Here is a 22,795-nt window from a genome sequence, read left to right as displayed (position 1 = left end):
GATAGGTAGAGAGACCATGCTGAAGAGACTTCTCGCGGGATGGCTGGGGCTGGCGCTGATGGTCGTGTCTTCACTGGCCTGCGCGGAGCCGGCGCATTACAAGATCGTCACCGGTCCGGAACGGGGCACGTATATCCAGATCGGCCAGGATCTGTCGAAATGGGTTGCGCAGCCAGCGGGCATCGACCTGGAAGTGATGGCGTCGAAGGGCTCGGCTGAAAACGTGCAACGCATGCGCTTCGAGCCGGGGGTAAAACTGGCGCTCGTGCAATCCGACGTGTACCAGGCTTACATCGACATGGCCAACGCCGGCAACGCCGACGCCGGCACGGCGATCCGTCCGCTGCGGCTCATCATGCCGCTTTACGACGAGGAAATTAACGTCGTGGTGCGCGCGGACTCGCCGCTGAAAACCCTCGCCGATATCAAGGACAAAAGCATTAGCGTCGGCCTGATCGGCAGCGGTACCGCGCAGTCGGCCACGACGCTCTATCACCTGATGTTCGGCCAGGCGATTCCCGAGCAGAACATCCAGCATCTGAGCAACGAAGATGCGTTGGCCGCTTTGATCGTGAAGAAAGTGGATGTCGCGATCATCGTGGTCGGACAGCCGGCGAAACTATTTAACGACATGAATCCCGACCTGTTGCAGCAGATCCGTCTTCTAAAGGCCGATCCGGGCGCCCCCGAAACCACCCGCGCCAAACAAACCTATTTCCCCACGACGATCCGCGCGAGCAGTTATCCGACCTGGCTCAAGGAAGATGTGCCCGCGCTGACCGTCAAAGCATTTCTCGTCACCTACGACTATGGCCTGCGCGATACCGTCGGCAATCTGAATCACTTTGCCGACTCGCTCTGCGCCAACTTCGACAATCTCCAGGAGCACGGGCATCCGAAATGGAAGCAGGTGAAGCTTGAGTTGCCGCCGCTCGTGCGCGGGTGGAAGTACTACTCGCCGGTCGAGAAGCATCTGCGCGCGTGTCTCACGAACAAGAGCGCCGCGATGAGCGCTACGGCGGCACAGCAGGGCACGGCGAAACCGCGCCCGACGTGTACGGATCAGGAACGCTTGCTTCTGCTGTGCAAGTAAGTTCGTCGCATTGCCGACTTCATCACGCTCAGCAAGACTGCATGCGTTGATCGCGAGATGCCCGACGCCCGCGGTCCGCGTTGCGTCGGCCTGACCGCTGTACCGCCCCATTCCTCGGTACAGTTTGGACGATTTGCAACGATCCGTACCTTAACGTCCATGCCCGGATAGCGGATGCTATCAACCTCCTCCTGCGCATGGGCTCTCCCGATGGACAAAACGACAAACGGCTGGCTGAGCGGCTTCATAGGGGTGTTGATCTTCAGCGGCTCGTTGCCGGCCACTCGCGTCGCCGTGCAAGGCCTCGACCCGCTATTCCTGACGGTCGCCCGCGCGACGATCGCCGGCACGCTCGGTCTGCTGCTCCTTCTCGTATTCCGGCAGGCGCGGCCGTCCCGCCATGATCTGATTCCGCTGGTGATCGTCGCAATCGGCGTGGTAATCGGCTTTCCGCTACTGACGGCACTGGCGCTGCGCCACGTGAGCGCGGCGCATGCCGTGGTGTTCGTCGGACTGCTGCCGCTCGCCACGGCGATCTTCGGCGTGCTGCGCGGCGGCGAGCGTCCGCAACCGGCTTTCTGGCTGTTCTCGGCGCTCGGCAGCGGCGCGGTGGTGGCGTTCGCCCTGCGTCACGGCCTCGAAGCATCGCCGATCGGCGACGCGTTGATGCTGGCCGCCATCGCCGCGTGCGGGCTGGGTTATGCCGAAGGCGCGCGCCTGTCGCGCCACTTGGGCGGCTGGCAGGTGATTTCGTGGGCGCTCGTGCTGTCGCTGCCGCTCATGCTGCCGCTCGCGGTATGGACGCGGCCCGTGTCGTTCGACGGCGTCAGTCAGGCGTCGCTCTGGGGTCTCGCCTATGTGTCGCTCTTCAGCATGCTGATCGGTTTCGTGTTCTGGTATCGCGGCCTCGCGCTCGGCGGCATTGCGGGCGTCGGGCAGTTGCAGTTGCTGCAGCCGTTCTTCGGCCTGCTGCTCGCGGGACTGCTGCTGCACGAGCAGGTGCCGCCCGCGATGATTCTGGTTACCGTCGTCGTGGTGGGATGCGTGGCGGGCGCACGGCACTTCTCGCGCGCGGCGCGGGCGGCCGGTTGAATATGTCATCATTCCCACGATCGACTAACCACCACCCCGCGCCGCGATTACGATGCCGACTGCTTTTGCTCAAACCGTCGAAGCCCGCTTTGCCGAACTCACGCCCACTTCCAAGCGCGTCGCCAGCTACATGCTGGCCAATCTCGACCGGCTCGGCCTCGAAACCGCCGACCAGATCGCCCAGCAAGCCGGCACGAGCGGCATTTCGGTCGGCCGCTTCCTGCGCAGCATCGGCTATCAGAATCTCGACGACCTGAAGCGCGAACTGCGCGGCGCTCAGGAACGTCCATGGCTGATCACGGACCGGCTCGACGCGTTCCGCCGCGCCGCCGGCCAACACGATGAAGCCTCGCCGGCCGCCGATTCGCCTGTCGTGCCCAACCCCGCGCTCGCTCATTCGCTCGAACTCGAAATCGGCGCGATCCAGCATGTCTACCAGCTCGCGCAGTCGCCGGTGTTCGCGCGCGTGGCCGAACGCATCTCGAACGCGGATGCTGTCTACATTCTCGGCATTCAGTCCACGCGCGGCATCAGCAACGCGTTCTACAGCTACCTCGAATACATCCGTCCGCGCGTGTTCTATTCCGACGGCATGTCGGGCTCGTACGTCGATTCACTGAACTCCGGCTTCGAATCGCCTTATCTGATCGTCACCGACACGCGCGCTTACTCGAAGGTCGCGCGCCGCTATTGCGAAGCCGCCACGCGCCGCGGCCTGCCCTTCGCGCTCATCACCGACATTTACTGTCCGTGGGCGCGCGAATTCGACGGCGATCTGCTGCAGGTGAAAACCGACGTCGGCCAGTTCTGGGATTCGCTCGCACCGCTTACCTGCCTTTTTAATCTGCTCATCTCGGCGATCGTCGAAAGACTCGGACCGCGTATCGACGAACGCGTCGCGCGCAACCGGGAACTGCAAAGCGAATTCGATCAATTCGACGACCTCTGATGCAGGCCAGGTGCTTCGACTCATGACCGACCGTCGATTCAGTTGCCGCCGATCGACAACAGCGCGAGCGGGCCCCTGCGCCCGATGTGACCAATCGGCTGTCAGGAAAACAGGTATCCTCACCGGCTCGTTCAGAAGGAGGGTCCATGAAGTTTTCAATTTGCCTGGCGATTGCCGCCCTGACGGTATCTGCCGGCGCTTACGCGCAGACCGCGCAAACCTTCCGCTTCGGCGAGGGCCAAAGCTCGCTGCCGTCGGGTCATGCGCAGCCCACGCCCGCGCCTCGCGCGCAGGCCCAACAGGGGCAAGCTCCGCAGCAATCCGCCGAACAGCATGCGCCGACGTCCGAGGCCAAGCCGAAACATAAGGCTAAGTATCACCGGCATCATCGTGGGCATGTGACGCAGCCGGATACGTACTCGCATAGCTGAGCGGTGCCAGACGGGTGAGCGTGGTGCGCGTCCTCTTCGCTGGAGCGGGTGATTGCTGAAGCACGCCTGTTCGCGCGTATGGGGCAAAGCTGAATACCCGCCATACGTCGTGGCGATTTTTGACTCGCTTCAAATTCGCGCGCGCGGCGGGCATAGTAAAACGTATCCGCCGATTTATCGCCACGACAGGAACACGTATGAGCATGACGCACGCCGCGCCCACCGCTTCTGGATCAACGAACACGGCCGCCCCGCTGATCCGCGACGCCACCGAAGCCGACCTTCCGGCAATTCAGGCGATCTATGCCCACCATGTGCTGACTGGCGTCGCCTCGTTCGAAGAAACCCCGCCCTCCGTCGATGACCTGCGCACGCGGCTCGCGTCGGTGCGCAGCCACGGGCTGCCGTACATGGTGGCGGAGATCGACGGCGAAGTCGCCGGCTATTGCTATGCGACGCCTTACCGGCCGCGCGCCGCGTATCGCAACACCATCGAAGATTCGATCTATGTGAACGACGCCTATCGCGGCCGAGGTCTGGGACGCGTGCTGCTCCAGGCGCTGATCGAGCGCTGCGAAACCGGGCCTTGGCGTCAGATGGTCGCCGTGATCGCGGACGGCGGCAGCGGCGGCTCGCTGTCGCTGCATACGCAGCTAGGTTTCGCATTGACGGGGACGTTGAAGGCGGTGGGCTTCAAACACGGCCGCTGGCTCGACACGACACTGATGCAGCGCACGCTCGGCAAGGGTGACTCGAGCGTGCCGGACGACGTGTCGGCAGCACGCGACTGAAGCCGGCGAGCGCGTTGGCGGCCGCGCGCGCCGCCGCGTTAAAATCCCTCCCATGCCCAACACGCCGCCTCCCGTCCCGCCCTTGTCCGCCGACTCGCACGACGCCGCCGGCACCACGCCGCGCAACGAATACACCGTCGACGAACTCGCGCGCGTCACCGACACCACCGTGCGCAATGTACGCGCGTATCAGGACCGCGGCCTGCTCGCGCCGCCGGAAAAACGCGGCCGCGTCGGCGTGTACGACGACACGCACGCTTCGCGTCTCAAGCTGATCAACCATCTGCTCGCACGCGGCTACACGCTCGCGAACATCCAGGACCTGATCATGGCCGTCGACGAAGGCCACGATCTGCGCTCCATCCTCGGCCTGGAAACGGCGATCGGCGGCCGCTGGTCGCGCGAGCGGCCGAAAAAATACTCGCTGATCGAACTGCTGCACATGTTCGGCGACAAGGCTTCGCCGAGCGCGCTCGGCAAGGCGGTCGACCTCGGTCTGCTGGAGCGCGACGGCCTCTCGTTCGTGTCGGGCAGCCCGACGGCGCTGGCCGCCGGCGCGACCATGGCGAAGGAAGGCATTCCGCTTGCCGACCTGCTCGACGCCGTGGGCATCGCGCGGCCGCATTTCAACGCGGTCGCCAAAGCGCTGGTCGATCTGGTGGTCCGCCAACTGGACCGTTACGACGCCGACGCGCTGCCGCCACCCGCCGACGTGCCGGCTCTCGTCGACGCCATCTGGCGCGTGCGGCCGCTCGCGATGGTGCTGGTGGAAAGCGAAATGAACCGGGCGCTCGAAGAAGCTTCGGGCGATTACCTCGGCGACCGTGTCGCGGCGATCATGGAAAAGAAATTGAAGCATCCGGCCGAAGGCGCCGCGGGTGCGGCGAAGAAAGACAAAACGAAGAAGTAGTCTGCGCGCGTAGTCGCGCGCTCGCCTCCGCTTTCACGTGCGCCTTCGCACGCGTCCCGGCCTTCGCGTCCACTTGTGCTATGCCCACGCCCGCATGCGCGGCCAGACGCATACGCCGCCGCGCCACATCCGTCCCGCGTCATATTCAAATCTGCATTGCTTCGTTTGAACGGCGCGAGCTCCATGCGACGATCCCCGAACGTCGCCGCAACGCGTTTTCTGCCGCATCCGCGAGTCCACGCCATGCTTTTGGCGGACCCGAACGAAGCCCGCAGACAACCCACGGCGGCCACACCAATCGAACGCAATGGAGATTCGCAGGATGGTCCGTCACGCCCGTTATTCGCTTCAACTCGCCGCCGCCTTGCTCGCGGCATTCACCACCCTGAGCGCCACTGCGCAGACCGGCGGCAACGGCAGCGAGCCGGCCAAGGTGCTGCGCATCGGCTACCAGAAATCGGGCCTGCTGGCGATACTCAAAGCGCAAGGCTCGCTCGACGAAAAACTCAAACCGCTCGGCTACAGCATCAAGTGGTTCGAATTCCCGGCGGGACCGCAACTGCTCGAAGCGTTGAACGCGAACAGCATCGACTTCGGCTACACGGGCGCGCCGCCGCCGGTGTTCGCTCAAGCGAGTGGCGTGGGCTTCGTGTACGTCGGCGCCGAGCCATCGGGACGCCACGCCGAAGCGATCCTCGTCAAAGGCGACTCGCCGCTGCACAGCGTGGCCGATCTGAAAGGCAAACGCGTCGCGCTGCAAAAAGGCTCGAGCTCGAACTATCTGATACTCGAAGCGCTCAAGAAAGCGGGCCTGCGCTACGAGGATATTCGTCCGGTGTATCTGCCGCCCGCCGACGCGCGCGCCGCCTTCGAAAGCGGCAGCGTCGACGCATGGGTGATCTGGGATCCGTACTACGCGTCCGCGCAGCAGGCGCTGAAGGCGCGCACGCTGGCCGACTACACCGAACTCAACGCCCCGTACAACTTCTACGAAGCGACGCGCGACTTCGCGCAGCAACATCCCGACGTGATCGGCGCGATTCTCGGACAGTTGCGCACCGCCGGGCTGTGGGTCAACGCGCATCCGGTAGAAACCGCCGCGCTGATCGCGCCGAAGGTCGGTCTCGATCAGAAGCTGGTCGAAACATGGGTGCGCCGCTATCCGTACGGCACCACCGCCGTCACCGACGAGATCGTGCGCTCGCAGCAGATCGTCGCCGATGCGTTCTACGGCGCCAACCTTATCCCGGCGAAGATCACCGTCAAAGACAGCGTCTGGCAAAACCGCGAAGTCACGTCCGCGCTGGCCGCGAAGTAGCTAGCGGCGGGCCTCCGAGCCTAGAGGCGGGCGTCTAACCGCCCGCTTGCGTCATCCGTTACCAGCCTCTATTGTTACATCAACCAATGTAACAGTTAAGAAGGTAAAAAGGAGACGGATCGGATGAACGCACGCATGATGCCCCACGAAGCCGCGGCGCCCGACGCGTTGGCGCCTGTCGAGACCGATATCGCCATCATCGGGTCCGGATTTGCGGGCCTCGGCATGGCGATCCGCCTGCGCCAGTCCGGCATCACGGACTTCATCGTCGCCGAGAAGGCCGATTCGGTCGGCGGCACGTGGCGCGACAACCATTACCCCGGTTGCGCATGCGACGTCCAATCGCACGTCTACTCGTTCTCCTTTGCCCCGAATCCGCGCTGGACCCGCATGTTCGCGCGCCAGCCGGAAATCCGCGCTTACCTGGAGGACTGCACGCAGCGCTTCGGCGTCGAGCGGCATCTGCGTTTCGGCCATGAACTGGCCAGCGCGATCTACGACGAAGCGCGCCACCGCTGGCAACTGACCTTTGCGAACGGCCAGCAATGGTCGGCACGCGTGTTGATCTCGGGTATGGGCGGCCTGTCGCGCGCGGCCATGCCGAGCATTCCCGGCCTCGAAAAATTCAAGGGCAAGACGTTCCACTCGCAGCAGTGGGATCACAGCTATTCGCTCGAAGGCAAACGCGTCGCCGTGATCGGCACGGGAGCGAGCGCGATCCAGTTCGTTCCGCAGATCGCGCCGCGGGTCGCGCATCTCGACCTGTTCCAGCGCACGCCGCCGTGGATCATGCCGAAAGCCGACCGCGCCGTGAGACCGCTGGAGCAATGGCTGTTCAAACACCTGCCGTTCACGCAGAAGATCATGCGCTCGGCGCTCTACTGCATGCTCGAATCGCGCGCCTTGGGCTTCGCGATTCATCCTTCGCTGATGAAGACCGCGCAGAAAGCCGCGGAGCGGCATCTGCGCCGCCAGGTGCGCGATCCGCAATTGCGCGCCGCGCTCACGCCCAATTACACGATGGGCTGCAAGCGCGTGCTGATCTCGAACGACTACTTCCCCGCCCTGTCGCGCCAGAACGTTTCGGTGACGACCACCGGCATCGCGCGCATCGAGGAAGACGCGGTCGTCACCACCGACGGCGCGCGTCATCGCGCCGACTGCCTGATCTTCGGCACCGGCTTCCAGGTGGCCGATCCGTTTCCGCGCGGCGTGGTGCGCGGACGCGGCGGCGTCGATATCGTCGATACGTGGCGCGACGGCGCGCATGCTTACCTCGGTACGGCATTGCCTGGTTATCCAAACTTCTTCATGGTGGTTGGACCGAACACGGGTCTGGGCCACAACTCGATGGTGTTCATGATCGAGTCGCAGGTCGAGTACATCTTGCGTGCGCTGAAGACGATGCATGCCGAACGCGCCGACGCCATCGAAGTGCGCCCGCAAGTGGAGCGCGCGTACAACGAGCAGATCCAGCAGAAGCTCGGCCGCGCGATCTGGTCCACCGGTGGCTGCAAGAGCTGGTATCTCGATCCGGCGACCGGCAAGAACACCACGCTGTGGCCGGGATTTGCCTACAAATTCCGCCAGGCCACCGGCACCTTCAGCATGGACGATTACCTCGCGTATTCGGCTGCGCCTCATGTGGCTGGCGCGCCGGTCGCTTCGCCGCATGGCACGCATGGTCATGGTGTTGCAGCATCGGCGGAAGCGACCTGACAAGACATAACGACAACGACAACGACAACGCACCGTTCAGGGAGAACCGGAGATAAACCAATGAAAAACTTTACCGACAAAGTCGCCGCGATCACTGGCGCAGGCTCGGGCATGGGCCGCTCGCTCGCGATCCAGCTGGCGCGCGAAGGCTGCCACCTCGCGCTCGCCGACCGCAATGCCGCGAGCCTCGCCGAAACCGCGCAGCTTGCGCAAGCCGCCGCGCCGCAGATCGTCGGCTCGCCATTGCGCATCACCACGCGCGTGCTCGATGTTGCCGACCGCGCCGCGATGTTCGACTGGGCCGCCGAAACGGCCGCGCAGCATCAGGGCGTCAATCTTGTGTTCAACAACGCGGGCGTCGCGCTGTCGAGCACGATCGAAGGGATGGATTACGCGGATCTGGAGTGGATCGTCGGCATCAACTTCTGGGGCGTGGTGCACGGCACGAAAGCGTTTCTGCCGTACATCAAGGCCTCCGGTGACGGCCATATCGTCAATACGTCGAGCGTATTCGGGTTGTTTTCGCAGCCCGGCATGAGCGGCTACAACGCGACCAAGTTCGCCGTGCGCGGCTTTACCGAAGCGCTGCGCCAGGAACTCGACCTGATGAAGTGCGGCGTCTCGGCGACCTGCGTGCATCCGGGCGGCATCCGCACGAGCATCGCGCAATCGAGCCGCATCGCGACGAACATGGTCGGCTTCATGCTGGAGACCGAACAGCAAGGCAAGGACGACTTCGAAAAGTTTTTCATCACCACCGCCGACGAAGCCGCGCGCGTGATTCTCGACGGCGTGCGCAGGAACAGGCGGCGCGTGCTGATCGGACGCGACGCGCGGGCCGCCGACTGGCTGGCGCGCACACTGCCGGCGGCCTATCAGGCGCTTGTGGTGATGCAGACACGCCGGATGAAACGCGTCGCGGAAAAACGCGCGCGGCGCGCCGCGCAGATGGACGGCAAGCGCGCCTGATGCACGGGCCTTCACTGCGTCACGCCACGCCACGCCACGCCACGCCACGCCACGCCACGCCACGCCACGCACGTCATTCGATCACGCTCAGCAACTCATCGAGAATCACAAGGAGAAAGGCCATGATGCCGATTCGCCGCGACCTACGTTTTAATTTGCCGCAGGAACGTGCCTGCGATTGGCACGTGCAGGGCTCGCATGTGACACACTTCTTCAACGCGCTTTCGCTGCTGTTTCCGGCAGGCGAGCGTTTTTTCATGGACAGCGTGCGCAACTACCGCGATCAGATCGACGACCCTGTGCTGAAGAAGCAGGTGCTCGGCTTCATCGGCCAGGAAGCCATGCATACGCGCGAGCATGTCGAATACAACGATCTGCTGCAGGAAGCCGGCCTGCCCGCGCTCAAGCTCGACAAACGGCTGTGGGCGATTCTCAACTTCGGCCGCAAGATCCTGCCGCATTCGTACCAGCTCGCCGTGACCGTCTGCCTCGAACACTACACGGCGATGCTCGCCGGCCTGCTGCTGGAAGACGCGTCGCGCATCGGCGGTTCCGTGGAAGGCTATACGCAGATGTGGACCTGGCATGCGCTTGAGGAAACCGAGCACAAGTCCGTTTCCTACGACGTATGGAACGCCGTGCTCAAACCCGGGCTCGGCCGCTATCTGCTGCGCACCGGCACCATGCTCGCCACCACGTTGACGTTCTGGCTGATCGTGTTCGACTACCACGTGCGGTTGCTCATCGCCGATCGCAAACGCGGCGGTCATTTACGCGGCATGTGGCGTGTCGTGAAGTATCTGTATGGCCCGCGTCATGGCGTGTTTCCCCGCATCGCCGGTGAGTGGCTGAGCTTTTTCCGGCCCGGCTTTCATCCGTGGGATCACGACAACCGTGTGCAACTGGCGCGCATCGAGGGTCTCGTCGCCGCGGTCGATGCCACCAACGCGCTCACGCCGAGCGCGCGCAAGGCCGCGCGACGCGGCGTGCAGGCGGCCGCGTGATACGCGACACGCTGTCGGTCGAGGCCGGCGACGTGCGGCTCGCGGTCTACGTGAGCGGACCGCGCGACGCGCCGCCAATCGTGCTGGTGCACGGTTATCCCGACTCGGCGGCCGTGTGGGAACCGGTGCGCGCGCATCTGGACGCGCGCTACCGTGTGATCGCCTACGACGTGCGCGGCGCCGGCGCTTCCGAAGCGCCGGCCACGCGCCACGCTTACCGGCTCGAACGCCTCGCCGCCGACCTTGCGGCAGTCGCCGACGCGACCTGCGGCGCGCGGCCGTTTCACCTGGTCGGTCACGACTGGGGCTCGATTCAAAGCTGGGAAGCGGTGACCGACCCGGCGTTCAAAGGCCGCATTGCTTCGTACACGTCGATTTCGGGGCCGTGTCTCGATCACGCGTCTTTCGACTTGCGCGGCGAGAGCGAGGGCGATGGCGAGCGCGACGGCGCCGCTCGAACCGCACAGCCGACAACAAAGCGCCCGTTCGGCAGCGGCGTCCGGCAAACGCTCAAGTCCTGGTACATCTTTTTCTTTCATCTGCCCTGGCTGCCGGAACTCGTGTGGCGGGTGGGCGCCGCACGCCTGTGGCCGTTGTGGCTGCGTGTGACCGAACGCGTGCGCCCCGCGCCCGACCCGGCCCAGCTGCGCAACGCGCTCAACGGCCTGAATCTCTACCGCGCCAATTTCATCGACAAGCTGCTGCGCCCGCGCGCGCGTCATGCGCACGCGCCGGTGCAATTCATCGTGCCGCTGCGTGACCGCTACGTCGGCCCGGCGCTCTCGCTTGGGCTGGAGGGCTGGCTCGGCACGTATGAGCGCAACGAGATCGATGCCGGCCATTGGGTCGTGCTGCGCGAACCCGAACGGATCTCGGCGAGCATCGAACGCTTCGTGGAGCGGCACCGCACGGACCACGGCGGTTGGGCCGCGCCGTCTACGCTCAACGCTCGCGCGGCAGGCGTGTGAAGAGCGTCGGATAGTCGATCACGAGGCCGTCGTCGTCCACTTTCATGTCAGCCGTGAAGTTGCGGAAGATGCCCTCGTAGCGATACTCGCGATGCAATTCGATGCATGAGTACGCCTGTTCGACACGCGTGACCTGCAAATCGGGCGTCGAAATATACGCGACGGAAATGGGCCGACGCTCGCCTTCGGCCAGTTGCAAACGACGGATAGGCAGCGTGTTGGTGAACGGCGTAGCGGCGATATCGATGTCGATGCAGCCTTCGATCGCGCTCAGCGCGAGGCCGTGTCCGTCGTGCCAATGGCCGGCGCCATCGCCATGCAACTCCAGCTCGCCGCCGCCGACGATCTTCAGCCACGCGTAGTGCGTGCGCCATTGCGCGTCGCAGCGCACCTTGTAGTGCAGGCCATACGACTTTCCGTAGCGCTGGCCGACCACGACGCTTTCCACCGCGAAACCGTCCTCGTGCGCGTCGAACGCCAGATGTTCGATGCCGTCGCCCTCTTCCGATGCCCACCGCAATTCACGCATCTGCCTGCTCCTCTTTGGACGGCGCAGCCGGGTTCTGCCTGGCTCCGCCGGGTTCATATCGTAGCGCGAAAGCTTTTGTTCCGGCGACGCGTGGTATCGCGGATAGATGTCGCAAATAGCCACTATTAACGCACGCGACGCCCAACGCGACTTAGCTGGCCTATCCTCGCGGTTCGCAATCCTCCGACCCGACGCGCGCCCAATGCTCGCGCAGCGCAATTGCGCATCATTCAAATCAAACCGCCTTCCCATCATGCACGCCGCCGCGACTGAAGCTCATTCCGCCGCCTTGCGCACGCTGTTGCGCAGCCTCGGCCAGATCGTGCTGCAACCGAATGCCTTCACCGGCGCATTCCTGCTCGCCGCCTGGCTGCTCTACGACCCGCGCCTCGCCTGCGCGGCGCTGATGGGCGCGGTCGCGGCCAACGTGAGCGCGGTATTGGCCGGCTATCGCGAGGACGACACGCGCGCCGGGCTGCACGGTTTCAACGGCGCGCTGGCGGGGTTGGCCGCTTTCAACTTCATCGCCGACAATGCGACAGCGGGCGCGGTGGCGATTCTCGCCGCCACCTGCACGGCGTGGTTGTCAGAGCCATGGTCGCGCTGGCTGCGAGCGCGCGGACTCGGTTTTTTCTCGAGCCCGTGCCTGATCGTCACGTGGCTTTGGCTGCCCATGGTGACGGTCAACGCGCCGTCAGCAAGCGTGACCCCGGCGCACGCGCTGAGCGCGACGCAAGCGGGCAGCGGCTTGCTCGCCGGTTTCGCGCAAACCGGTTTTGCATCGGAGGCGTTGCCCGGATTGCTGGTGTTGATCGGGATTGCAGCAGCGTCGCGCAGGCATGCGCTGCGGGCATTGATCGGCGCGGGGTTCGCCAGCGCTGCGCATCTGCTGCTCGGCGCAACGATAGCGTCGTTCGACGCCGGCCTGTTAGGATTCAACGGCGTGCTGACCGCGCTCGCATTAGCCGACTGCGGCCTCGTCACGATGCTCGGCGGGGTGGCCTGGTCGACTGTGCTGCAAGCGGCGGCGGCATACTTCGGCTGGCCGGTCATGACTGCGCCCTTCGTCCTCGCGACGTGGAGCGTGCAGTGGCTCGAGCAGCGCCTGGCGCATGGCGTGGACGCTGTTGAACCGGCGCAACCTATGGACACCACACGCCGCGCGACGACGCCGGTTCCAGCCAGACGCGAGAGCTAGTCAGGCCGCCAGGATCGCAGCGCGCCCGCGCCACACGCACACACGCACGCGTTTCGGCGATCGAGCAACTTCAGGATTCAGGAGACAGACATGTCGTTCACTCACACCCCTGCCGGCCGCGTCGCGGAGACAGGGCCAATGTCCGACGCGGAGCGGCAGACCCGCGTCGGTCTGGCCGCCGCCTACCGGCTCGCGGCGCTCAACGGTTGGGACGATCTGATCTACACGCATATCTCGGCGAGCGTGCCGGGCGAACCCGGCCACTTCCTGATCAACCCATTCGGCCTCGCCTTCGATGAAGTGTGCGCCTCGAATCTCGTGAAGATCGATATCGCGGGCAATGTCGTCGGTGCGAGCGAACATGCGGTGAATGCGACCGGCTTCGCGCTGCACGCGGCGGTCCACGCGGCGCGCGCCGATGCTTTCTGCGTGATGCATCTTCACAATACGGCGGGCGTGGCGGTCTCCGCGCAACCGGCCGGCTTGCTGCCAGCCTCCCAGCATGCGCTGCGCTTTTACGGCCAACTCGCGTACCACGATTACGAAGGCCTCGCGTTTTCGCCGGCGGAAGGCGAGCGCCTCGTCGCGCATCTCGCCGACAAGCCCGCCATGCTGTTGCGCAATCACGGCACGCTGACCGCCGGCCGCACGGTCGCCGAAGCCTATGTGCTGATGGCAACGCTGCTCAAGGCATGCGAGATCCAGTTGCAGGCGCAAGCATGTGGCGCGCAACTCGTGGTGCCGAGCGATGCGGTCGCCGCACGCACGGCGGAACAACTGTACGATGGCGGCGCCATTGAAGGCGCGCTCGAATGGCCTGCCTTGCTGCGCAAACTCGACCGCGTCGATCGCGGCTATCGCGATTGAATTCGCGCCGCGCTCATTTCAATCCCACTCTCATCTTTAACGGAGTCACACCATGCCCACGTTTCATATCGAACTCTTCGAAGGCCGCTCGGTGGAACAGAAACGCCAGTTCGTCGAAGCCATCACCAAGGCAACGTGCGAATCGCTCGGCGTTGAACCGAATTCGGTGGACATTATTCTGACCGACGTGAAACGCGAAAACTGGGCAACGGCTGGGCGTTTGTGGTCCGACGCCTGAACGAATGAAGCGAGCGGCTTGCCTGCCTACGGCTGCTGCTCGAACTGGCCTTTTGTACGCGATCGCGGGCGAACTGAATACGAAGGAATTGGTGCCTGGTGCGTCGGGAAGCATGCGCCCTGCCAACATCGCGATGCTGGAAACCGCTGCGGACGCGAGGATCGCCGATTTGCCGATGGGGACGTTTATCTGGCTGAACGCGCTGATCGGGCCGACACGCGCAATGCCCGAGGAACGGGCGTTAAAGAAGCTGCGCGCGTTGCGCGCGCAGCTTGTGATGCTCGGCGAAGCGTAATTAAAACGCATCGCCGTGGCGGCGTAGCAACACACCGCCACGAACTTACGTCATCAGAACTTGTGGATGATGCCCACGCCGGCAGCAAACTGGCTGCGTGACGAGGACGGCGCACCGTTCTGGCCGTCGCCGATATCAGCCGTCGCGTTGATGATGCTCACGCCGTTCGTACCCAGGGTCTGACCGCTTGCACGTTGATACGCCTCGAGCGCGTACAGGCCGGTGCGCTTGGAGAGGCTGTAGTACTGCGAGAGGTTGAACTGCTGATAGCGAGCCGAGCTCGAAATGCCGTTCGCTTCCGTCGCACGCGTGTAGCTATAGCCCGCGCCAAGGTCCAGCGACGTCAAAGGCTTGAAGTGCAGCACGGCGCCGCCCGTGTTGAAGATCGCGGTGGTGCGGAACGGCGAGTTGATACCCGGAATGTATTGCACGTTCGAGTACGAGAACGACACGTCCCATGACGGACTGAACGCATAGCCGCCCGTCACCGCAAAGCGTTGTTGAGCCTGCGCGCGCTGGTAGCCGTTGTTGATGCCCGACACGCCAGCCTGAGCGCCATTGTTCGACGTCGTGGAGTCCGCGCCCCATGCGCCACCGCCAGGCGTCGAGTTGTTGATGCGCTGGAAGCCCGCCGCAATGCCAAACGGACCGTTCAGGTACTGCACGCCTGCGCTCCACGTCGAGCCGGCGTTGAAGCTGCCCGCCACGCCGCCCAGCGAATACGAACCGCTCACCGTCAGGCCATACAGGCTCGGCGACGTGTACACCAGCGAGTTGTTGGCGCGGTACAGCGTATCGAGAGAGTCGATATCGCCCGGGTGCGCACCGTACGCGCCCGTCAGCCACGTGGTCGGGCTGTACGGCGAGAGCATCGTATAGTAAGACGTGTACTGGCGGCCCGCCGTGAACGTACCGTAGCTGCTGTTCGTCACACCGACATAAGCCTGGCGGTTGAAGCCGAGACCGGAAACCGACTGCGCGCCCGTGGCGCTGTTAAAGCCCTCTTCCAACTGGAAGATCGCCTTGGTGCCGCCGCCCAGGTCCTCAGCGCCCTTCAGGCCGAAACGGCTGCCGGCCCAGATGCCGTTGATCATCTTCACGACCGAACGGCCGCCGCTGGTCGAACCGAGCGACGTCTGGCTGCTCTGATAGCCGATACCCGTATCGACGATCCCGTACAGCGTCACGCTGCTCTGAGCGTGTGCGCCGAGGGCGACCAGGCCAAGCGCTGAAGTTGCCAATACCTTTTTCATTTCTGCTCCTCTTTAAAAGATTTTTCTTTGATCGCGGCACCCTTCGAGTGCCGCCGAGTGTGGATATTGTTCGAATGCCCCGGCATTAATTAAGGATTTCAAAATACCGGGTGACCATTGATCAGGCTAGGCAACCATGTCGAGAACATCGGTACGTAAGTGACGATGTTGATCGCGCTGAAGATAGCCAGGTAATAAGGCCACGCCACCTTGGTAGTTTCACCAATCGACACATTGCCAATCGCGCACCCAATAAACTGCACCGAGCCGATTGGCGGATGCACGAGACCCAATGCGCAATTCAGCAGGATCATGATGCCGAACTGCACGGGACCGACACCGGCGTGCATCGCCATCGGCAGGAACAGCGGCGTGGTAATCAGGATGTGCGCCGCCATGTCGACGAAGGTGCCGAGGAAAATCTGGATCAGGTTGATGTACAGCAGCATCAGCCACGGCAAGCTGGTCGCCCCGTCCAGCATGTGTTCGATCGCATCCGGAATCTCCAGATAGGCCATCTGGTAACGCAGCATGTTCGACACGCCGATCAGCAGCAGCACCACGCCAGTGGTTTTGGCGGCCTTGGAGAGCGCGTGGAACAGCTTCTTCATCGTCATCGAGCGATACACGACGATTGTCAGCACCAGCGAATAGAACACGGCGATAGCGGCGGCTTCCGTCGCTGTAGCAATGCCCTTCGCCACGCAAACCAGAATGATCGCGATGACCATCAAGCCCGGCAATGCGCCAAGGAACGTGCGGGCCACGGCGTACCAGCCGGGGAATTTCTGCAGTTCCGTCGAACCGTCGGCACGACGCGGATAGCCGAATTTGACCGCTTGCCAGTACGCGGCGATCAGCACGAAACCCATCACCCACAACACCGGCAAGAGACCAGAAAACAACAGATCGCCGATCGACACGCCGCTCATCGGGTGTCCATTCAACGTGCCGGTGATGCCCTGGGCCGCGAATGCGTAGATGATCATGTTGGTCGACGTCGGCATCAGCGCGCCGGCCAGCGACGAGTGCGTCGTCACGTTGACCGCGTAGGCCGCGCTGTAGCCTTCACGCTTCATCAGCGGAATCACTACGCCGCCCATGGCCGACGTATCCGCTGAGGGCGAGCCGGAGACGCCGCCGAACAGCGTGCACGCCACCACGTTGGCCATGCCGAGGCCGCCGCGGAAATGCCCGACCGTGGCCTGCGCGAAACGCAGGATGCGGTCCGCGATGCCGCCGTGCAGCATCAGTTCACCGGACAGAATGAAGAACGGCACCGCGAGAAACGAGAAGCCGTTGATGCCCGAAATCATCGACTGCATGGCGGTGGCCGCCGGCAAGCCTTCGTACAGGTAAGTCAGGACGCACGAGAGCCCGAGCCCGAAGGAAACAGGAACGCCGAGAAGGAGGAAAACAAGAAAACTGACGGAGAGGATGGCAAGTTCCATGATTGCTCTATTTTTGTTTCTGTGCAAAAAGCGCGAGCAGGTTCTCGATCGAGAACATTGCAATGCAGACGCTGGCAATAACCGGGATGCAGTAACGCAACGATTCAGGCAAACCGATAATTGGAATCCGGTCTTCAGCGGTGGCCTCCACCATCTGCAGGCAGCCGAAGAAAACCATCACCGCAAACACGATCAGGCAAATATGCTGAAACGACGTGGCGATGAGCTGCCCTTTCGGCGGCAATTTCTTCACGAGCGAATCGAGACCGATATGGCCGCCTTCGCGGACCTTGAGCGCGGCGCCGAACATGGCGATCACGATCACCAGCAGAAGCGCGATGGGCTCGACGAAATCCGGTGCATCGCTGAACACGTAGCGCATCACGACGCTGTAGATCACCAGCACGCTCAGCACCGCGAGACTCAGCGACGCCACGACAACCAGCGCGCGGAACAGAAAATCATTTGGGCGCTTCATGAATCTCATTGGACCCATCCTTGCATTCGACCGACCTGTCTTTAATATTCAGCAATCTGTTCGACTTTTCAGTTCGGCAAGCGCACAGCGGCAAGGCCTGCGAATCTTCTCGCAGGCCCTTCACACCTTCACACCGCTGCACGGCTTCCGTTCAGGCGAACCTTATTTGACTGCCTGAATTTCGTCGACGAGTTGCTTCATTTGCGGGGTCTTTTCGTACTTCGCCCAGACCGGCTGCATCGCCTTGACGAACGCGGCGCGATCGATCTGCGTCGACGCGACGATGGTCGCGCCGCCCTTCGTGACCGTCTTGCTCGCGTCGGCTTCACGCGCCGTCCACAGCTTCTGGTAGTACGGCACCGAGTCCGCCGCAGCCTTCTTGATGATGTCCTGCTCTTGCGGCGTCAGCGTGTCCCACACTTTCTTCGAGAACACGAGCACTTCCGGCGTCATCGAATGCTGGGTTTCGGAATACACGGGCGCGACTTCGAAGTGCTTGGTTTCTTCGTACGACGGCAGGTTGTTTTCAGCGGCGTCCACCAGACCCGTCTTCAGGCCCGTATAGACTTCGGCGAACGGCATCGGCGTGGGCGTGCCGCCCATGGCGCGGATTTCGTCGACCATCAGATCGGACGGCTGCACGCGAACCTTGAGGCCCTTCATGTCAGCCGGCGTGTGAATCGGCTTCTTGGTGTAGATGGAACGCGCGCCGCTCTCGTAGAACGTCAGCGCGATCATGCCCTTCGCCTTGAAGGCGTCGAGAATCTTCTGGCCTTCCGGGCCGTACATCACTTTGCGGAAATGGTCGATGTCGCGGAACAGGAACGGCAGCGACGGGATCATCGATTCGGGCACGATCTCGTTGAACGCGGCGCCGTTGGCACGCGCCATGTCCAGCGCGCCGATGCGCACCTGATCGATCGTGTCGTTTTCGGAACCCAGCGCGCTATTGCCGAAGACCTTCACGGAGTCTTTGCCGCCGGTTGCCTTGTTGATCTGTTCCCCCATGTATTTCACGGCCATGTTGGTCGGGTACGTGTCGCCGTGCACGTCGGACACGCGGAACACACGCGCTTGTGCCGACACGGTGCTGAAGGCCAGCACCGAAGCTGCGACGATCAGCGAAACACGGGAAGAGGCAAACTTCTTATTCATCGTGAAATTCCTTGAAAAATTGACCATCCAATCGATTGCGGAAGGTCCGCTTGCGGGTGCTACCCGCGGATGCGACATGGTTTGCTGCGTCTCCCGGCTCGGCGCTCACCACCGTTTTCGGTCACGAGCGCTTTGCCATGCTGGTCTGTGCAACGTCCCCGGCGCAGATGCTCAGCACTCCTGTCAGCCAACTCAACTCTTTTACTTTTGCTTCAACTGCATCGGCCTGCGTCTCGTGCAAACCGAAAATTCGAATTACAAAGAAAGGAATTCGTTTGGGCTTATACGTTGTACGACGACATATGAAGTCTATAAAACGCAGTTTGAGTTGTACAGACGGTATTTACCCGCACCGCAAAGGCGTTCGGCAGCGATGACCGATCTATCGCTCCGCGAGTGCCTGCGCCAGTTGGCACCACACTGTCGGGGTTGCACGGACACATCCCGAACACGCTGATTTTCGTAGCAGAATTGGGCAACGCCGTCGCCTTTACGCCACAATGTTGTACGACGACCTATGAATACCGAGCGGACAAACAAAGGGCGCCGGACATGCACGACATGTCCGGCGCCCTTCTCATACAAGCTTCGCTTACAGTTCGCCGGCAAACTCCGGCTCGGGTAACCCGGTGACGCCAGGACGCACGGCGAACAGATAGCCGTCGTGCTCGCTCGCGTTCGCAGCGGGACGAATCGACGTGACGAACAGCGTATCCAACTCGCGTCCACCGAATGCGCACATGGCCGGCTTGACGGCCGGCACGGCAATCTGCCGGTCCAGCTTGCCTTCGGGTGTGAAGCGCAGCAACAGGCCCGCGTCGTTCGCGCAGATCCAGTAGCAGCCGTCGGCGTCCACCGCGGCGCCGTCGGGACGGCCCGCATGGTGATTCAGATCGGCAAACACGCGACGGTTGCGCGGCTCGCCGGTTTCGATGTCGTAATCGAAGGCCCAGATCTGCCTGCGCAACGGATGCGAGTCCGACAGATACATGGTCGTGCCGTCCGGCGACCACGCGAGGCCGTTTTGCGTGATGAGTTCTTCGACGACCGGCGCGGACAGCACGCCGCGCTCGTCGAATCGATAGAGCGCGCCGGCCGGCTTGGCCGCCGCCATATCCTGCACCATCGTGCCGGCCCAGAAGCGTCCTTGCCGGTCGCAACGGCCGTCGTTGAAACGCATGTCGTCGCAAGCGAAGTCCGGTGCGGCGAGTTTGCGCCCTGTCACCTGCACAGGTTCGCCGTTGGCCGAGGACTCAGTCAGCGTGACCGCGAACAGCCCGGTCTCGCAGCCGGCCAGCACCGTACCGCGATGATCGAACGCGATGCATGCCACTTTCTCAGGCAGCAGCCATTCAGAGCGCTCGCCCGAATCGATCCGCAAGCGCACGATCTTCTGCGCCGGAATATCCACCCAATACAAGGCTTGCTCCGCAGCGCGCCAGACCGGACTCTCGCCGACCGAAGCCGGCGCCTGTCCCGCTGCTTCGACCCGCTCTACGCGCGGGTTCGCCGCGGCGCTCACCGCTTCGGCTCCATTGGGCCGGCGAGCACGAACGGGCCGCCCTGGAAACGCTGGGTCGGATCGTCGAGATCGGCAGTGGGTGCCGTGACCGGAAACAGATGCTCGAATTCGACCGAACTGTCCTGGGGACGAAAACCGAGGAACGCGGCCTTGGTGTTATCCACCCACTTGGTGCGGTTATCCGACACGCCGTAGACGATCGCGTGACCCACGCGGTTGGTGAACAGCGAGCAGCGCACCAGTTCGATGAGGTCGCGAAAGCTCAGATAGGTCACGAGCATGCGCGGATTCTTCGGCTGCTCGAACGACGAACCGATCCGCAGACACACCGTCTCCAGACCGAAGCGATCGAAGTAGTAACGCGACAGCGATTCGCCGAAGCACTTCGTCACGCCGTACAGGCTGTCGGGACGCAGCGGCGCGTCGATGTCGACCACCTCCGTCACCGGATGAAAACCCACCGCGTGATTCGAGCTCGCGTAGACGATGCGCTTCACGCCCTGCTTCTGCGCCGCCGAATAAAGGTTGTACATGCCGCGGATATTCGCTTCGAGCAAGTCTTCGAACGGCGCCTCGACGGAAATGCCGCCGAGGTGAACCACTGCGTCCACGCCTTCGAGCAGAGCGTGAACCGCGGCTTCGTCCGCGATGTCGACGATCGAGGCTTCCTCGTGTGCCGCCACGTCGCCGAGCGGCGCGATATCCGTGATGCGCACAATATCGGCCCACGCGGCGAGCGCGCCGCGCAACTGCTTGCCGAGGTTGCCCGCCGCGCCGGTGAGCAGCAGACGGCGGAAGGGTTTCTGTGCCGCGCTGCGGTCAAGGTTCGAGTCAGTCATGTTTCTATGTTGGTGTGAGTGTGATCAGATCGGGCAAGCCGGCGGGATCGATCAGGTCACCGGTGCCGGATTGAACAGCGTCAACGCATTGTGGAGCTTGAGTTTCTCAGCGCAAGTCTCCTTGCGGCCGCTGGCGACGTCGAGCATCAGCCGGAACAGTTCCCAGCCCACCTCTTCGATCGTCGACGCACCGGTCGCGATGGTGCCGGCGTTGATGTCCATCAGATCATGCCAGCGGCGCGCCAGATCCGAGCGCGTCGCGACCTTGATGACGGGCACTTCGGCGAGGCTGTACGGCGTGCCGCGGCCGGTGGTGAACACGTGCAGGTTGATACCCGCGGCGACCTGCAGCGTACCGCAGATGAAGTCGCTAGCCGGCGTGGCCGCGTAAATCAGGCCTTTCTGTTTGACCTTCTCGCCCGGCGACAACACGCCGGAAATCGCCGAATTGCCCGACTTGATGATCGACCCCATCGCCTTTTCGACGATGTTCGACAAGCCGCCCTTCTTGTTGCCCGGCGTGGTGTTGGCGCTGCGATCCGCGCCGCCGCGCCTTAGATAATCGTCGTACCACTGCATCTCGCGGATGATCGCCGCGGCGACCTCCGGATTGGCCGCGCGCGCCGTCAGTTGATCGACGCCGTCGCGCACTTCGGTGACTTCGGAGAACATCACCGTGGCGCCGGCGCGCACCAGCAAATCGGTCGCGTAACCTACCGCGGGGTTCGCGGTAAGACCGGAAAATGCATCGCTGCCGCCGCATTGGACGCCGATCACGAGATCGGACGCGGGACACGTCTCGCGGCGACGATTGTTCAACCGCTTCAGATGACCGTCGGCCATTCGCATGATCGACTCGATCATCGACTGGAAGCCGACGTGCGATTCGTCCTGCAGCACGACCACGTCGCCGTTCAGATCAGCCTCGATATCGCCGATGTCCGCGACCTCCGCGACATTCGCGGCCGCGGCGATCGGAATCGTGCCGGGCGGCATCAGGCGCTCGGGCTGCAGCTTCTCGCAACCGAGGCTGACCATCATCACCTCGCCGCCAAAATTCGGGTTCAGGCTGATGTTGCGCACGGTACGGATCGGCACCATCGCGTCGGGCGCGTCGATCGCGACGCCGCAGCCATAAGTGTGGCCGAGGCTCACCACGTCGTCGACATTCGGATAGCGAGGCAGCAGTTCGGCCTTGATGCGCGTCACCGCGTGTTGAACCACGTCGGCCACGCATTGCACCGTCGTCGTGATGGCGAGAATGTTGCGCGAACCGACCGAGCCGTCCGCGTTGCGGTAACCCTCGAACGTATAGCCCTCGAGCGGCGGCATCTCCGGCGCCCTGATCGTGGCGATCGGCAGATCTTCGAGTCCCGGCGGGCTCGGCATGCGGATCACGTGTTCGTTGATCCAGCTGCCCTTCGGCAACGCCTTCAGCGCATAGCCGATCACCACGTTATAGCGGATGACCTCGTCGCCCTCGGCAAGGTCGGCCAGCGCGACCTTGTGCCCTTGCGGCACGCGCTCGCGCAACGCCAGCCCATCGGGAAATACCGCGCCCTCACCCAGACCGCCGTCGTTGACGACGATCGCGACATTGTCGTTGGGGTGAACGCGAATGTAGAGCGGAGATTGTTCCATTGCATCGATCCTTATGGCGGTGTGCGCCTGCTGCGCCAGCTATTCATACGTCATCCTACAACATGAAATATCGCGCAGACGTTCC

General features: G+C 63.3%; 23 protein-coding genes. 15 read left to right on the top strand and 8 right to left on the bottom strand.

Annotation, left to right across the window (positions count from 1 at the left end):
- Nucleotides 1–16 precede the first annotated feature (16 nt).
- The 11 genes from PQR54_RS35950 (at nucleotide 17) to PQR54_RS35900 (ending at nucleotide 11,244) form a co-directional block, all read left to right on the top strand.
- A complete protein-coding gene (locus tag PQR54_RS35950) occupies nucleotides 17–1,093 on the top strand; it encodes a TAXI family TRAP transporter solute-binding subunit (protein WP_408254236.1) in 1,077 nt (358 codons plus the stop codon).
- A 210-nt stretch (nucleotides 1,094–1,303) separates the two neighbouring features.
- Nucleotides 1,304–2,185, top strand: a complete 882-nt coding sequence (locus tag PQR54_RS35945; protein ID WP_408254233.1) for a DMT family transporter — start codon at nucleotides 1,304–1,306, stop codon at nucleotides 2,183–2,185.
- A gap of 52 nt (nucleotides 2,186–2,237) precedes the next feature.
- Complete coding sequence (gene sapR, locus PQR54_RS35940; protein ID WP_408254230.1) at nucleotides 2,238–3,134, top strand: sap1 transcriptional regulator SapR; 897 nt, start codon at nucleotides 2,238–2,240, stop codon at nucleotides 3,132–3,134.
- 146 nt (nucleotides 3,135–3,280) lie between these two features.
- Nucleotides 3,281–3,565, top strand: coding sequence for a hypothetical protein (locus tag PQR54_RS35935; RefSeq protein WP_408254227.1), 285 nt, complete (start codon nucleotides 3,281–3,283; stop codon nucleotides 3,563–3,565).
- Nucleotides 3,566–3,762: 197 nt separating this feature from the next.
- Complete coding sequence (locus PQR54_RS35930; RefSeq protein ID WP_408254226.1) at nucleotides 3,763–4,356, top strand: GNAT family N-acetyltransferase; 594 nt, start codon at nucleotides 3,763–3,765, stop codon at nucleotides 4,354–4,356.
- A gap of 52 nt (nucleotides 4,357–4,408) precedes the next feature.
- On the top strand, nucleotides 4,409–5,266 hold the full coding sequence (locus tag PQR54_RS35925; RefSeq protein WP_408254223.1) for a MerR family transcriptional regulator: 858 nt from the start codon (nucleotides 4,409–4,411) through the stop codon (nucleotides 5,264–5,266).
- A 322-nt stretch (nucleotides 5,267–5,588) separates the two neighbouring features.
- On the top strand, nucleotides 5,589–6,584 hold the full coding sequence (locus PQR54_RS35920) for a sulfonate ABC transporter substrate-binding protein (RefSeq protein ID WP_408254220.1): 996 nt from the start codon (nucleotides 5,589–5,591) through the stop codon (nucleotides 6,582–6,584).
- A 123-nt stretch (nucleotides 6,585–6,707) separates the two neighbouring features.
- Nucleotides 6,708–8,303 carry a flavin-containing monooxygenase gene (locus PQR54_RS35915; RefSeq protein ID WP_408254217.1) on the top strand — a complete coding sequence of 532 codons (1,596 nt, stop codon included), beginning with the start codon at nucleotides 6,708–6,710 and terminating at the stop codon, nucleotides 8,301–8,303.
- A gap of 60 nt (nucleotides 8,304–8,363) precedes the next feature.
- Entirely contained in the window at nucleotides 8,364–9,272 is a 909-nt protein-coding gene (locus PQR54_RS35910) for an SDR family NAD(P)-dependent oxidoreductase (protein ID WP_408254215.1), read from the top strand.
- A 122-nt stretch (nucleotides 9,273–9,394) separates the two neighbouring features.
- Complete coding sequence (locus tag PQR54_RS35905; protein WP_408254212.1) at nucleotides 9,395–10,276, top strand: metal-dependent hydrolase; 882 nt, start codon at nucleotides 9,395–9,397, stop codon at nucleotides 10,274–10,276.
- Complete coding sequence (locus tag PQR54_RS35900; RefSeq protein WP_408254209.1) at nucleotides 10,273–11,244, top strand: alpha/beta fold hydrolase; 972 nt, start codon at nucleotides 10,273–10,275, stop codon at nucleotides 11,242–11,244. Before PQR54_RS35905 ends, PQR54_RS35900 begins: the two co-directional genes overlap by 4 nt.
- Here PQR54_RS35900 and PQR54_RS35895 read toward each other — a convergent pair.
- The gene (locus PQR54_RS35895; protein WP_408254206.1) at nucleotides 11,219–11,773 is read right to left on the bottom strand and encodes a putative glycolipid-binding domain-containing protein; all 555 of its coding nucleotides are present in this window, start codon (nucleotides 11,771–11,773) and stop codon (nucleotides 11,219–11,221) included. The two genes, PQR54_RS35900 and PQR54_RS35895, sit on opposite strands and share 26 nt — an antisense overlap.
- 253 nt (nucleotides 11,774–12,026) lie before the next feature.
- Between PQR54_RS35895 and PQR54_RS35890 the strand changes: the two genes are divergently transcribed.
- The 4 genes from PQR54_RS35890 (at nucleotide 12,027) to PQR54_RS35875 (ending at nucleotide 14,371) form a co-directional block, all read left to right on the top strand.
- Nucleotides 12,027–12,971: an urea transporter gene (locus tag PQR54_RS35890; protein WP_408254203.1), complete on the top strand. Its 945-nt coding sequence runs from the start codon at nucleotides 12,027–12,029 to the stop codon at nucleotides 12,969–12,971.
- Between the two features lie 90 nt (nucleotides 12,972–13,061).
- Complete coding sequence (locus PQR54_RS35885; RefSeq protein WP_408254200.1) at nucleotides 13,062–13,838, top strand: class II aldolase/adducin family protein; 777 nt, start codon at nucleotides 13,062–13,064, stop codon at nucleotides 13,836–13,838.
- 52 nt (nucleotides 13,839–13,890) lie between these two features.
- Nucleotides 13,891–14,076: a 4-oxalocrotonate tautomerase gene (locus PQR54_RS35880; RefSeq protein ID WP_106280598.1), complete on the top strand. Its 186-nt coding sequence runs from the start codon at nucleotides 13,891–13,893 to the stop codon at nucleotides 14,074–14,076.
- Between the two features lie 112 nt (nucleotides 14,077–14,188).
- The gene (locus tag PQR54_RS35875; RefSeq protein WP_408254197.1) at nucleotides 14,189–14,371 is read left to right on the top strand and encodes a hypothetical protein; all 183 of its coding nucleotides are present in this window, start codon (nucleotides 14,189–14,191) and stop codon (nucleotides 14,369–14,371) included.
- 53 nt (nucleotides 14,372–14,424) lie between these two features.
- Here PQR54_RS35875 and PQR54_RS35870 read toward each other — a convergent pair whose 3' ends face one another.
- The 7 genes from PQR54_RS35870 to garD all read right to left on the bottom strand — a co-directional run bounded on the left by PQR54_RS35870 (nucleotide 14,425) and on the right by garD (nucleotide 22,710).
- Nucleotides 14,425–15,624, bottom strand: a complete 1,200-nt coding sequence (locus tag PQR54_RS35870; protein ID WP_408254194.1) for a porin — start codon at nucleotides 15,622–15,624, stop codon at nucleotides 14,425–14,427.
- Nucleotides 15,625–15,722: 98 nt separating this feature from the next.
- Complete coding sequence (locus tag PQR54_RS35865; RefSeq protein ID WP_408254191.1) at nucleotides 15,723–17,075, bottom strand: TRAP transporter large permease; 1,353 nt, start codon at nucleotides 17,073–17,075, stop codon at nucleotides 15,723–15,725.
- A 7-nt stretch (nucleotides 17,076–17,082) separates the two neighbouring features.
- Nucleotides 17,083–17,562: a TRAP transporter small permease gene (locus PQR54_RS35860; protein WP_408254188.1), complete on the bottom strand. Its 480-nt coding sequence runs from the start codon at nucleotides 17,560–17,562 to the stop codon at nucleotides 17,083–17,085.
- 153 nt (nucleotides 17,563–17,715) lie between these two features.
- Complete coding sequence (locus PQR54_RS35855; protein ID WP_408254185.1) at nucleotides 17,716–18,708, bottom strand: TRAP transporter substrate-binding protein; 993 nt, start codon at nucleotides 18,706–18,708, stop codon at nucleotides 17,716–17,718.
- Between the two features lie 592 nt (nucleotides 18,709–19,300).
- Nucleotides 19,301–20,230 (bottom strand): SMP-30/gluconolactonase/LRE family protein, encoded by a 930-nt coding sequence (locus tag PQR54_RS35850; RefSeq protein ID WP_408254182.1) that lies wholly within the window; start codon nucleotides 20,228–20,230, stop codon nucleotides 19,301–19,303.
- Nucleotides 20,227–21,069: an NAD-dependent epimerase/dehydratase family protein gene (locus tag PQR54_RS35845; protein ID WP_408254181.1), complete on the bottom strand. Its 843-nt coding sequence runs from the start codon at nucleotides 21,067–21,069 to the stop codon at nucleotides 20,227–20,229. Before PQR54_RS35845 ends, PQR54_RS35850 begins: the two co-directional genes overlap by 4 nt.
- A 51-nt stretch (nucleotides 21,070–21,120) precedes the next feature.
- Complete coding sequence (gene garD, locus PQR54_RS35840; RefSeq protein ID WP_408254179.1) at nucleotides 21,121–22,710, bottom strand: galactarate dehydratase; 1,590 nt, start codon at nucleotides 22,708–22,710, stop codon at nucleotides 21,121–21,123.
- Between the last annotated feature and the right edge of the window lie 85 nt (nucleotides 22,711–22,795).

Origin of the sequence: Paraburkholderia phytofirmans, from assembly GCF_046028095.1 — a bacterium.
GTDB classification, from domain to species: domain Bacteria; phylum Pseudomonadota; class Gammaproteobacteria; order Burkholderiales; family Burkholderiaceae; genus Paraburkholderia; species Paraburkholderia phytofirmans_A.
The sequence above is the reverse complement of the archived record's forward strand: the minus strand, read 5'-3'. Positions and strand labels throughout refer to the sequence as shown.

Coding starts and splice junctions, on each gene's coding strand:
- PQR54_RS35865 (WP_408254191.1), bottom strand. CDS start 17,075: ATGGAACTTGCCATCCTCTCCGTCAGTTTTCTTGTTTTCCTCCTTCTC.
- PQR54_RS35910 (WP_408254215.1), top strand. CDS start 8,364: ATGAAAAACTTTACCGACAAAGTCGCCGCGATCACTGGCGCAGGCTCG.
- sapR (WP_408254230.1), top strand. CDS start 2,238: ATGCCGACTGCTTTTGCTCAAACCGTCGAAGCCCGCTTTGCCGAACTC.
- PQR54_RS35935 (WP_408254227.1), top strand. CDS start 3,281: ATGAAGTTTTCAATTTGCCTGGCGATTGCCGCCCTGACGGTATCTGCC.
- PQR54_RS35890 (WP_408254203.1), top strand. CDS start 12,027: ATGCACGCCGCCGCGACTGAAGCTCATTCCGCCGCCTTGCGCACGCTG.
- PQR54_RS35905 (WP_408254212.1), top strand. CDS start 9,395: ATGATGCCGATTCGCCGCGACCTACGTTTTAATTTGCCGCAGGAACGT.
- PQR54_RS35855 (WP_408254185.1), bottom strand. CDS start 18,708: ATGAATAAGAAGTTTGCCTCTTCCCGTGTTTCGCTGATCGTCGCAGCT.
- PQR54_RS35870 (WP_408254194.1), bottom strand. CDS start 15,624: ATGAAAAAGGTATTGGCAACTTCAGCGCTTGGCCTGGTCGCCCTCGGC.
- PQR54_RS35950 (WP_408254236.1), top strand. CDS start 17: ATGCTGAAGAGACTTCTCGCGGGATGGCTGGGGCTGGCGCTGATGGTC.
- PQR54_RS35860 (WP_408254188.1), bottom strand. CDS start 17,562: ATGAGATTCATGAAGCGCCCAAATGATTTTCTGTTCCGCGCGCTGGTT.
- PQR54_RS35845 (WP_408254181.1), bottom strand. CDS start 21,069: ATGACTGACTCGAACCTTGACCGCAGCGCGGCACAGAAACCCTTCCGC.
- PQR54_RS35880 (WP_106280598.1), top strand. CDS start 13,891: ATGCCCACGTTTCATATCGAACTCTTCGAAGGCCGCTCGGTGGAACAG.
- PQR54_RS35915 (WP_408254217.1), top strand. CDS start 6,708: ATGAACGCACGCATGATGCCCCACGAAGCCGCGGCGCCCGACGCGTTG.
- PQR54_RS35885 (WP_408254200.1), top strand. CDS start 13,062: ATGTCGTTCACTCACACCCCTGCCGGCCGCGTCGCGGAGACAGGGCCA.
- PQR54_RS35930 (WP_408254226.1), top strand. CDS start 3,763: ATGAGCATGACGCACGCCGCGCCCACCGCTTCTGGATCAACGAACACG.
- PQR54_RS35895 (WP_408254206.1), bottom strand. CDS start 11,773: ATGCGTGAATTGCGGTGGGCATCGGAAGAGGGCGACGGCATCGAACAT.
- PQR54_RS35925 (WP_408254223.1), top strand. CDS start 4,409: ATGCCCAACACGCCGCCTCCCGTCCCGCCCTTGTCCGCCGACTCGCAC.
- PQR54_RS35875 (WP_408254197.1), top strand. CDS start 14,189: ATGCGCCCTGCCAACATCGCGATGCTGGAAACCGCTGCGGACGCGAGG.
- PQR54_RS35945 (WP_408254233.1), top strand. CDS start 1,304: ATGGACAAAACGACAAACGGCTGGCTGAGCGGCTTCATAGGGGTGTTG.
- garD (WP_408254179.1), bottom strand. CDS start 22,710: ATGGAACAATCTCCGCTCTACATTCGCGTTCACCCCAACGACAATGTC.
- PQR54_RS35920 (WP_408254220.1), top strand. CDS start 5,589: ATGGTCCGTCACGCCCGTTATTCGCTTCAACTCGCCGCCGCCTTGCTC.